The organism is Acinetobacter tandoii (assembly GCF_008867985.1).
Taxonomy (GTDB): Bacteria; Pseudomonadota; Gammaproteobacteria; order Pseudomonadales; family Moraxellaceae; genus Acinetobacter; species Acinetobacter tandoii.
Window position 1 is genome coordinate 235329 of sequence record NZ_VXLD01000005.1, and the last position, 11555, is coordinate 246883.

At 37.9% G+C, this 11555-nt stretch carries 10 protein-coding genes and 1 pseudogene; 7 read left to right on the top strand and 4 right to left on the bottom strand.

The genetic code is table 11. The features are described 5' to 3' along the window. Positions 1 to 19: 19 nt before the first annotated feature. From rutC to rutD, 4 genes are all read right to left on the bottom strand, one after another. On the bottom strand, positions 20 to 409 hold the full coding sequence (gene rutC, locus F4W09_RS10155; protein WP_100240835.1) for a pyrimidine utilization protein C: 390 nt from the start codon (positions 407 to 409) through the stop codon (positions 20 to 22). Positions 410 to 424: 15 nt separating this feature from the next. Continuing rightward, positions 425 to 1180 carry a pyrimidine utilization protein B gene (gene rutB / locus F4W09_RS10160; RefSeq protein ID WP_151504720.1) on the bottom strand — a complete coding sequence of 252 codons (756 nt, stop codon included), beginning with the start codon at positions 1178 to 1180 and terminating at the stop codon, positions 425 to 427. Next, entirely contained in the window at positions 1177 to 2295 is a 1119-nt protein-coding gene (rutA, locus tag F4W09_RS10165) for a pyrimidine utilization protein A (protein ID WP_151504721.1), read from the bottom strand. Before rutA ends, rutB begins: the two co-directional genes overlap by 4 nt. Positions 2296 to 2636: 341 nt before the next feature. Then, positions 2637 to 3452 carry a pyrimidine utilization protein D gene (rutD, locus tag F4W09_RS10170; protein ID WP_151504722.1) on the bottom strand — a complete coding sequence of 272 codons (816 nt, stop codon included), beginning with the start codon at positions 3450 to 3452 and terminating at the stop codon, positions 2637 to 2639. Between the two features lie 222 nt (positions 3453 to 3674). On the opposite strand from rutD, the gene plsB reads away from it, so the two are divergent. From plsB to F4W09_RS17425, 7 genes and pseudogenes are all read left to right on the top strand, one after another. After that, complete coding sequence (gene plsB / locus F4W09_RS10175) at positions 3675 to 6176, top strand: glycerol-3-phosphate 1-O-acyltransferase PlsB (RefSeq protein ID WP_151504723.1); 2502 nt, start codon at positions 3675 to 3677, stop codon at positions 6174 to 6176. A 174-nt stretch (positions 6177 to 6350) separates the two neighbouring features. Next, positions 6351 to 6671: an ArsR/SmtB family transcription factor gene (locus F4W09_RS10180; protein ID WP_016168045.1), complete on the top strand. Its 321-nt coding sequence runs from the start codon at positions 6351 to 6353 to the stop codon at positions 6669 to 6671. Positions 6672 to 6750: 79 nt separating this feature from the next. After that, positions 6751 to 8484 carry a SulP family inorganic anion transporter gene (locus tag F4W09_RS10185; RefSeq protein ID WP_151504724.1) on the top strand — a complete coding sequence of 578 codons (1734 nt, stop codon included), beginning with the start codon at positions 6751 to 6753 and terminating at the stop codon, positions 8482 to 8484. 227 nt (positions 8485 to 8711) lie between these two features. Further along, a complete protein-coding gene (gene sstT, locus F4W09_RS10190; protein ID WP_151504725.1) occupies positions 8712 to 9905 on the top strand; it encodes a serine/threonine transporter SstT in 1194 nt (397 codons plus the stop codon). 52 nt (positions 9906 to 9957) lie between these two features. Then, positions 9958 to 10626: a YoaK family protein gene (locus F4W09_RS10195; protein WP_016168048.1), complete on the top strand. Its 669-nt coding sequence runs from the start codon at positions 9958 to 9960 to the stop codon at positions 10624 to 10626. A gap of 17 nt (positions 10627 to 10643) precedes the next feature. Then, complete coding sequence (locus F4W09_RS10200; RefSeq protein WP_151504726.1) at positions 10644 to 11180, top strand: DUF2058 domain-containing protein; 537 nt, start codon at positions 10644 to 10646, stop codon at positions 11178 to 11180. Between the two features lie 280 nt (positions 11181 to 11460). Further along, positions 11461 to 11555, top strand: a pseudogene (locus tag F4W09_RS17425) (IS982 family transposase); the annotation flags it as partial.

Below are 11555 nucleotides of genomic sequence, written 5' to 3' on the forward strand. Positions count from 1 at the left end.
GGGCTGATCTCGCTACTACCTAAGCAGTAGCGACATGGGCAACACTGGCTATTTCAACGAGGGCATCGGGCTTCACCAAACCAGCCTGAATGCAGTAACGTGCAGGCTTGTCCCCTGGAAAATACTCGGCATAGACTTGATTAATCGCCGCATAATCTGCCCAATCTTTGACAAAAATATGGTTAAAGGTCACATCATCCATACTTCCACCTGCTTCTTTCAATACTGATTGAATGGTTTCTAAAATATGTCGTGCTTGAGCAGCCGCATCACCGACATGAACCACATTGTTATTTTCATCAAAAGCCAATGTGCCTGAGACATACACAATATTGTCTGCCTTGGTTGCAGGAACATAGGGTGCTAAAGGTTTTGAGGTTCCTGCTGGAATAATGACTTGTTTCGGCATGGTAATCGCTCCGTATTAGGCAGATTTGGCAAGTGGGTTGGTATTGGGAACAAAAGTGTCGACAAAACTTTGCGTATCTGACACCCAGCCAAAGAAGGTTTTGATGTTGTAGAGGCTTGCAGCTTGAATTTCTGCTGAACCCGCCTGATAACACGCATCTTTTAAGGCTACTCCGAAGTACTCGAGGAAAAAGCCATCTCTTAAGGTCGATTCCACGCAAACATTGGTCGCAATACCCACGAAAACCAAATTACGGATACCACGAGCGCGTAACATGCTGTCCAATGCGGTATTGAAGAAACCGCTGTAACGAGGTTTCTCAATGACAATGTCTTGCGCTAAGGGTTGTAATTCATCAATCAGTTCAAAATCCCAACCACCTTTTGCCAGTAATTTCCCTTGTAGTTCAGGCTGCTTACGCATGGTTTTGAGCGCATTGGATTTATGGAAATTCGGTGAGCCACGTCCTCCAGCTTCTACATATTGATCATCCCAGCCGTTTTTAAAGTAAATCACTTGAATATTGGCTATATGTGCTGCTTCAACTGCCTTTTTAATGTTCTGTACCACTGGTTGGGTCGCAGAAACATCAAAACCCGCTAAATCCAGATAGCCACCAACGGAGGTATAAGCATTTTGCATATCAATCACAATTAATGCCGTTTGCTCAGGTACAAACTGAATATTTTCTGGTTCTGCTTTTAAGATTTTGCCTTGCCCCGTAGCTTCGGTAAAATCGCTGATAACTGTATGTGTATTGACTTGGCTCATGCTGATTTCTCCAAAACTGTTACAGGTGCTTGTTCCACCAGATCCATCACAACGTGTTGACGGCATTGCATAAGCGGTTGAATTTTTTGACCAAAATCTTCGACGCCCTGAACGAAATCATCAAAAGTTAATAAAATGCCTTCTGTACCTTTAATTTCGCCAATTTCATCCAACATTGCTGCGACTTTTTCATAAGAACCGACCAAGGTGCCCATGTTGATATTGACGGGAGATACGCTCGATGCCATTTGGCGAATATTGGTATCGGTTCCTGAAGTGGTGTCTTTGCCGCCTTGATTCATCAGCCAGTTAATTGCTTCCATATCTGCACCATCGTTATAGCTTTGCCATTTCGCCAATGCTTCTTCATCAGTTTCAGCAGCAATCACCATAAACAACACATAAGTTTGAACATCACGTCCTGTTTTATCAGTATGTGCTTTTAGGCGATCATTGATTTCTGCATAAGCGGTTGGTGTGTTTAAACCTTTACCAAAGACAAAGTTGTAATCTGCATATTGCGCAGAAAATGCGAGTCCAGTATCAGATTGACCTGCACAGATAATTTTCATATCCGCTTGTGGAGTTGGGCTGACACGACAATCTTGCATTTCAAAATGTTCGCCTTTGAAATCTGACTTACCTGTAGCCCATAGTTCCCGAAGAACTTGGACATATTCAGATAAATAGTCATAGCGCTTCCCAAAATACTCATCACCTGGCCACATACCCATTTGCGTATATTCAGGCGCTTGCCAGCCAGTCACTACATTTAAGCCAAAACGACCATTTGAAATGGAGTCAATAGTCGAGGCCATACGCGCAACAATTGCAGGTGGCATCACCAAAGTTGCTGCGGTTGCATAAATTTTAATTTTGCTGGTAACTGCAGCTAAGCCTGCCATAAGTGTGAACGTTTCTAAGTTGTGATCCCAAAATTCAGTTTTGCCACCAAAGCCACGCAGTTTGATCATGGACAAGGCAAAATCGAAACCATAATGCTCAGCACGTTGTACAATTTTTTTGTTGAGTTCAAAGCTCGGCATGTACTGTGGCGCATTTTCAGAAAGTAACCAACCATTATTCCCGATTGGGCAAAAGACACCTATTTTCATGTGTTGCATCCTCATTCAATTATGAAATTTCTCAAAACCTATACCCTGTTATTTTTTGGGATATAAATTTTTATATTCTTTATTTTATGATTGCATGGAGTGTGCCAACTTTTTAAATTTATTTAATATCAACAATTTAAAATCATTAATAATTTTATGCATTTTACCAATGGGTAAAATTTCTATTTTTTACATGCACTTTTTTTGTGATTCATGATCTAAATTCGTGCACTTTTTTGACCAAATGGAAAAATAATCACAATAAAAAAGGCACTGAGCTAAGCAGTGCCTTTTTGAATTTTTATATCAACCTATAGAATGCTAGAGATGAACCTCGGTTGTTAACTTGCAGCTAATTTTTCAGCAGATTTCTTCACCAATTTTTCTAATAACAATTGATTGAATATTTCAGGTTGTGTAACCGTTACCGCATGCGCACCCTGCGGCAGCACGTCTAATTCAGCATATGGAAATAGCTGTTTTAATTGATAACTTTGTTGATACGGTACCAGAAAATCATCTTCAGTCGCGATTAAATACAGTGGAATCTTATTTAAACTTGAAATCGTTTCATCCTCCAGTTCATAACGCATTAAAGCTTTAAGTCGGGTGAAGACATTAAGTAAAGGCGGAAATTGCTCAATTTGCTTATTTTCCTGAATTTCTAGATCTGAAATATGTGCCGAAATCCATGCTGGCGGATATAAGAACAGTGCTTGCGCTCGGACATACGCTTCGACACCTACATATTGTAATAACGCGATTCGTGTACTAAAGCACTTGTGTGTATGCGCATCTAACTGTTGCCAGCCATTGATAACCGTAAGTGACAACATAGTTTTTTCAGATTTTTCGAGTAAAACGGCCAATTCCGCCCCAATAAAACCACCCAACGCATGTCCGACAAAATGGAATTCTTGAATATTCAAAATAGATAATAAATCCATGACCTGTTTGGCTAAGTCGCTCATACTGTAGTTTTCATCAAGGATCGCTGCATTTTTGTGGCAACCTTCTTGGTCATAAATCACCACATGAAAATGTTGTTGCAATGCTTTTATTTGCGGTGTCCAAAACTGTCCATGTCCACCTAAACCTGCCGATAAAATGATATATTCAGCAGATATTTTTTGTGATGGAAAAACCTGATAAAGCATAATGATTGACCTCTTAAGAAAAATGTATTTCCTAGAGTTCAGCAAAAAATATGCCCATTTACTTTTTTTCAATAATTCAAACAACGTTTTGATCTTTATTGTCGTTTTTTCTAAAGATACGATCTGTTACATGCTTTATGTTCTATTTAGCATCAAAAGCATTTGTATTCTTAGACAAGATTGAACAAAATAATCTCCGAAACATGGTTCATAGGAATAACAATGTCCAATAAAGGTTATCGCCAATTTTATCGTCAACTCACACAGAAAATTCTAAATAAAGTGGTGAGTCCACAAGTATTAGGCACGACCTCTGAACTAGAACAGCAATATTCAGCTTCGTCCAACACTCCTATTTGCTATGTATTACAAGATGCTTCTCTCAGTAATGCTGTATTGATTGATCATGAAGCTCAAAAGAGACAGTTACCTTCAGTCTATCAACCTTTAAAGATTGGAACGGTACAAGAAGAAGATTCCATTTTAGTTTTGAATGAAAAGAACCATCTTAAACAAGGATTACATTATCCTGCGAAACTTATCCATTTAATTGAAGTTCTGGATAAAAACCCAAAATTGGATGTCGATTTAGTGCCTGTGACTATGTTGTGGGGACGTGCACCAGAATACGAAGATTCTTGGTATAAAGCCTTATTTGCTGATGCATGGTCAACACCATCTCCACTCAAACAAGCCATGAATATTTCATTGTATGGCCGCGAAAACTATCTAGAGTTTCATAAGCCACTTTCCTTAAGAAAGTTACTTACTGAAGCAAAGGAAGTGAGTCCAAATTTCTCGCCTGCTCACCACATAATGAAAGAGCTGAATACCAACTTTAATAAATATAAAGAGGCAATTTTAGGGCCAGACTTATCAGACCGTCGTAATGTCATTAATAACCTTTTGATTAGTGATAGCGTTAAACATGCCATTCGGAAAGAAAGTATTGATGAAAATATCAGTCTGTTTGAAGCAGAAAATCGTGCACGTCATTATTTAACTGAAATTGCCTCTGACTTTTCCTATTCCACGTTACGCTTTGGTTATCTTGCTTTAACCAAATTATGGACTCAACTTTACGACGGCATTGAAGTTCATAACTTTGATACCGTACGTGAATTGGCTCAGGACTATGAAATTGTTTATACTCCCTGCCACCGTAGTCATATTGATTACTTGTTACTGTCATATGTAATTTTTAACCGTGGTTTGATGGTGCCGCACATTGCCGCAGGTATTAACCTGAATTTACCGATTGTCGGTCAGCTATTCCGTGGTGCGGGTGCTTATTTTATTCGCCGTAGCTTTAATGGCAACGAACTGTATACTTCGGTATTCAAAGAATATTTACATAGTCTACTGATGCGTAATACCCCTTTAGAATATTTTATTGAAGGTGGACGTTCACGTACAGGGTTATTGTTACCAGCCAAAAAAGGCATGTTATCGATGACCATTCAAAGTCACTTAAGAGGAAATTCCAAACCTATTGTCTTTATCCCAACTTACTTTGGTTATGAAAAATTATTGGAAGGAACTTCATACCTAAATGAACTCAGTGGTAAGCCCAAAGAAGCTGAATCACTTTGGGGAATTTTAAGTTCGGCACGCAAAATTGAGAAAGTGTTTGGTCAAGTGTATGTTAACTTCGGCGAACCTGTTTTTCTAAATGATGTATTAAAACAGCAAGATGCTGAAAATATTAAACTAAAAATCAATGATAAACTGCCCGCTTCAGTGGTTAATACTGTTGATCAAACAGCACAATCGATTTTAGAAAATATCAATAAAGCTGTGGTGATAAACCCGATATCTATTATTTCTTTAATTTTATTGAATGCTCCAGAGCATCAATTGACTGAATCAAGTTTAGTTGCAACGCTTGATCAATATCGTAAATTACTGGAACAGAATCGGTATGATGACCGCATGATCATTTCTGGGCTTTCTAGTGCAGACATCATTCAATATGCTGTGAAGTTAAAGCAAGTTGAAATTCATCATCAAAATTCAGAAACGTGGGTTCGTGTTGCCGACAGCCAAAAAATTCTATTAAGTTATTTTAGTAATAATATTCTGCACTGCTTTATTTTAGCTTCGCTAGTGGCACGGATTATTCAGCATCATGAAAAAATTGAAATTTCTGAGTTAATTCAATTGGCACAGTCTTTATATCCATTTATTCAAGAAGAATTTTTCTTAAAATGGCAGCTTGAAGATGTCGAAATTCAGATACATGCTATTTTAGATCATTTTGAGGATGCCGAGTGGATTGAGCGTGATGCTAGCCACGTTATGCAATCATCAACGGAAAGCACAGGATTACAGACACTCGCTGCCTTATCCGAGCGTAGTTTAAATAACTTTATTGTGATGCAGAGCATAATCTCTCACTATGCAAATACGCAAACATTCTCAGAAAAAGTGTTCGAAAAAATGGCAAAAGCTGCATTGCAGCAGCTAAGCCAAAATCAGGTTATTACTCAAGGTTACTATTTTGATAGTGCAACTTTAAAAGGTTATTTAACGACCTTGAAAAAGCTAGGACTTGCCGAAATTACCCGTGAGCATCTACTACTGGCTCCCGATTTTGTACCCCAAATGCAACATCGTTTAGCATGGTATGCGCAAGATCACCAAGATGCATTTGAACATGCGACGCAATTTAGTGAAAAAGAACTGAAATATTTTTATGACAGTGTAAAGGTTAAAAAAAGCTAAGTTCGGTGTATAACGGCATGTGATCGAAGTCGAATAACATGCCGTTACATGGATCTCTTATAAATAAATCTGATAATTGTTTTCATTAAAAACCATCGACATTGAAATTTTAGCTACATGTAATCTGTACGTTGTACGCTTATAATATCAAACTGATTTTAGTGAGGCGTTCTAATGGAAAATGATTTTGAAATTACATCAATGCGTAATTCCGCTGAGCATGTTGTGAGTATTTTAAAATCACTAGCCAATACTGACCGTTTACTAATTTTGTGTCATTTAGCCAAACAAGAACTGAATGTATCTCAAATTGAACAAATCACACAAATTACCCAACCTACACTTTCTCAACAACTGATGATGTTAAGAAAAAGTGATGTGGTCAGCACACGCCGTGACGGCAAGCAAATTTTTTATTCAATTAAAGATGAAAAATTAGTACAAGTTTTACAGACCTTATATGAACTGTATTGTACCAAGTCTGTATTAAGTTAAATAAAATCATTAATCTATTTCTCATTATTACTGTGATTTCTGTGCATAATATATTCAAATTTGCGCTTTAGATCAGTCTATGTCTAATTCAAAGAAATCATACTCGAAGTATTTTCCAGCTTATATTTGGCTTGCAGATTATAGTTTCGCTAAATTCAAATCTGACCTACTTTCCGCACTCATTGTAATCGCAATGTTAGTACCACAAGGTATGGCATATGCAATGCTTGCAGGCTTACCACCAATTATGGGCCTATACGCTAGTATGTTGCCCATGATTGTTTATGCTTTTTTTGGCAGTAGTCCGACACTTTCGATTGGCCCCGTGGCCATTATTTCGATGATGACTTTTGCCACACTGACCCCATTTTTTGAGGTAGGTTCAGAAGCTTATATCCAAGCAGCCTGTTTACTGGCGATAATGGTTGGGACTATTTCTTTTTTATTGGGCATCTTTAAATTCGGATTTCTCATCCAACTGATCAGCCACCCTGTTATTCATAGCTTTATCATTGCCTCTGCGCTACTCATTGCTTTAGGGCAAATCAAGTTCTTACTGGATATTCCGCTGCAATCCAATAACATTCTTGAATTGATCGTTAGCTTTTATCAACATGTAAACCAAACACATTGGGGTACTTTGCTATTTGGCGTGGCAGCTATGCTGTTCTTAATTTATATACCCAAATTGCTCAACTTAAGTCATATCCAACAACGGTTTAAATTTTCAACATTTCTGATTAAAGCAATACCGCTATTTCTCGTTGTTTTTTCAATTGCTTTGGTTTCTGTTTTTCAACTTGAAAGTATTGGAATCAAAACAGTAGGCGAAATTCCATCTGGCTTTCCACCGTTAAGTATTCCAAACTGGAACTGGGATTTAGTGCTGCAACTTCTGCCAGGAGCCAGCATGATTGCCATGATTAGCTTTGTAGAATCACTTTCAATTGCTCAGGCAACAGCTTTGCAGCAACGCAGCGCATTAAATAGCAATCAGGAACTGATTGCTCTCGGACTTTCCAACTTAAGCGCAGGTATAAGCTCTGCTTTTCCAGTGACTGGAAGTTTGTCACGTACCGTCGTAAATGCCGATGCAGGTGCAAAAACGCCAATGGCTGGTATTTTATCGTCCTGTTTTATAGTGATTGTTAGTTTATTCTTTACGGGATTTTTTAAAAACCTCCCTTTAGCCATTCTTGCTGCAACCATTATAGTGTCAATTTGGAAACTGGTTGATTTAAAACCTTTTTTTGAAACATGGCATTATTCTAAAGCAGATGGTATTGCCATGTGGATTACTTTTTTTGCTGTGATTTGCATTGATATTTCTACAGGATTAATTTTAGGGGTTATTTCAACCTTTCTGTTAATGCTCTGGCGTATTAGTCGTCCGCATATGGCTGTCATTGGATTGGTAGAAGGCACACAACATTTTCGGAATCAGCAGCGCTATCCAGTCAAAACAATAGACACGATTCTTTCACTACGGATTGATGAAGGCTTGAACTTTTTAAATGCCAGTAGTTTTAAAAGCTTCTTTATTAATGCGGTCAGTGAACAGAAACATGTACAATTTGTGATCGTAAATTGTTCTGGAGTAAGTAGTATTGATTATAGTGCCTTGGAAGTATTAGAAGAATTAGATGCTGAACTGCATAAACTTAATATCGAACTTCATCTTTCTGAAGTTAAAGGTCCTGTAATGGATAAACTGATTCATTCCCGACTGTATGAAAAGTTAGATGGACGAATTCATTTAACCCATTACCAAGCCATTCAGGCTTTAAATCCAGAATTTTTAAGTTCAACTTGAAAAGCTAAGTAAATAATTTCAAAGCTGTTATTACAGATAAAATGCATTAAAAACCGTTTTTTGCAATAAAATTCTATTTTTTGTCATTTTAAATCAGAAAATATCAACTTTAAAAAGAATAAGTTAGTTTTTATATCAAAATATCTTTTATTCATTTTAAATTTTAGGTATAGAATTGCACACTTAATTTTAACTCTCTGCCCTCGTAATACTGACAAGGCTAACCTATGTTTTCAGCTTTTGCGCGTTTAAGTTTAGTTACGCGAATCCTCATCGCCATTATTTTAGGGATGGTCGTTGCCTTTGTATTCCCTAATGCTGCTCCTTACTTGAGCCTTTTAGGTGACTTATTTATTAAGGCCCTAAAATCCGTTGCGCCTATTTTAGTTTTCGTTTTGGTCATGGCCTCCATCTCCAACTTTAAAGTTGGACATAGTGCAAACCTTCGCCCAATTATGATCTTATATGCGGCGGGTATGTTACTTGCTGCATTTAGTGCAGTGGCTGCGAGCTTGGTTTTTCCGAGTACTTTATTTTTGGACATTCCTGCACAGGGTGAATTACAACCACCAGGAAACTTGGCAGAGATTTTAAAGAATTTACTTTTAAGTTTTATTGCAAACCCAGTTACAGCAATTAGCGAAGCAAACTTTATTGGTATTTTAGCTTGGGCGATTGCACTAGGTGTAGCTTTCCGTCATGCACATGACAGCACCAAAGTGTTTATTGCAGATGCTGCAAACGCAGTAAATCATGTTATCCGTGTTGTAATTAACTTTGCCCCTGTCGGTATTTTTGGTTTAGTCGCAGTTACATTTGCAGATTCAGGTTTAAAAACCTTGTCAGCTTATGCGCAGCTTTTAGCTGTATTGCTTGGAACAATGTTCTTTGTTGCATTGGTGATTAACCCAATTTTAGTTGCTTTAACAACTCGTCAAAACCCTTACCCTCTAGTATTCCAGTGCTTACGTGAAAGTGGAATTACTGCATTCTTTACGCGTAGTTCGGCTGCAAATATTCCCGTCAATCTTGATTTAGCAAAACGCTTAGGAGTAAACGAAGCTACAGCCAGTGTTGCCATTCCTTTGGGGGCGACAGTCAATATGGCAGGTGCATCAGTGACTATTACGGTATTAACTTTAGCAGCAGTCCATACTTTAGGTATTTCTGTAGATTTCACAACTATGATGATTTTATCTGTTGTGGCATCAATCTCAGCATGTGGTGCTTCAGGCGTTGCAGGTGGTTCTTTGTTATTAATTCCAGTTGCATGCGGATTATTTGGTATTACTTCAGATATCGCAATGCAGGTGGTGGCTATTGGTATGGTTATTAGCGTACTACAAGACTCAACAGAAACGGCATTAAACTCGTCTACAGACGTTTTATTTACTGCAGCAGTTGATCGTGCGTCACGTTAATACTATTTTATAAATAATCATTTAGACAACTCTTGGATGGTTGTATCAAGATATGCCATTTCAAACTTTACCACTTTGGATGCAATTTGGGGCATTCTTTCTCGCAACCAATGCGGGCATGATTAATGTCCTCGGACTGGTGACCGTATTACACCAGTCCGTTTCTCATATGACTGGAAATGTCAGTATGTTGTCGATGGCAATTGTCCATTGGGAACCTGCGTCAATTCTCTATCTTCTTCTCGTCATCCTGTGTTATGTCGCAGGGTCTTGCTATAGTGGACTGATACTGGGAAATGGCAATTTTCAATTGGGACGGCGCTACGGTGTTCCGCTCAGTTTGGTTGCTTTCTTTATTCTGCTGTGTTGGTTACTTTTGCCCTATTTTCCACGTTATGCCTTATTGTGGGCATGTGCTGCTATGGGCGTTCAAAATGCAATGGTCAGCCATTATAAGGGGACAATTATTCGTACCACACACTTATCCGGTGTTTTGACGGATCTCGGACTCGCATTAGGCTATGGACTGAGAGGTTTAAACGTCGGCCGACGGCGAATTATTTTACATTTGCTTATTTTATTTGGCTTTCTACTGGGTGGACTGGTTGCAAGCCTGATTTATCCTTATTTAAAATTAGACGCATATCTCATTCCAGTCGGTTTAAGTTTCTTCTTAAGTCTAGTGTACTGGATCATTTACTTTAAACATCGTCATCATTAACCCTTTTGGAATTTCTTATGGTTAAAAATGCTTTACAGGCACAATTATTAAAAGCGGGTCTGGTAGACAACAAGAAGGCAAAAAAACTGTCTAAACAAGCGGTGCATGAGCAACGTACTGGACAAAATGATGATGCAGAAATCAAAGCAAAAATTGCCCAAGATAAACAAGATAAAATGGCAAAAGACCAAGCTCTTGAACAAGAAAAGAAAAGCATCTTACAAGAGAAAGAATTAAAAGCCGCAATTGTACAAATGATTCAGCAACACAAAATTAAAGATGTTGCTGGTGATGTTGTCTATCAATTTATTGATGAATCAAAAATTAAAAAAGTGTATCTACAGCAGCAAATATATAATGCTTTGGTTTCTGGCAGTTTAGTGATTGCGAAGGATCAGGACAGTTATGCGTACTTGCCTAAAGCACTGGCAGATCGTATTAATGAAAAAATGACAGGCTTCATTATTGTGAATAATTCTGAAAAGAATGAGCAAGTAACAGATGAAGAAGATCCTTATGCAGCGTATGTGATTCCAGATGATTTAATGTGGTAATCAAAATCAAAAGGGCGTCATTTAGACGCCCTTTTCAATAATGATAAAAAATATCTTTAGGACTTCATCGTGGCTTTTAGCACTGCTGAAGTATTGGAATTGAGCATTTCTACTGATTTTGACATAAGTGAAGAATTATTCGTCTATGATTGCAAGGGTTTAAATCTTCAAGATATTGATTTGAAAATATATTCTAGTGATCGCCACGAAAAAAGAGAATAACTAACCTGAATCGCGGATAAGAAATTGACTTGAAAAAGAGAAGGACTAGAGCCATCAGTTGAGTTACCACACCAAACTTAAAGCTATAGTCCTGATGTTCAATAGTACCGAATTATTCTGCATAATTGATGATTTCTTTCTAAAATTTGAATT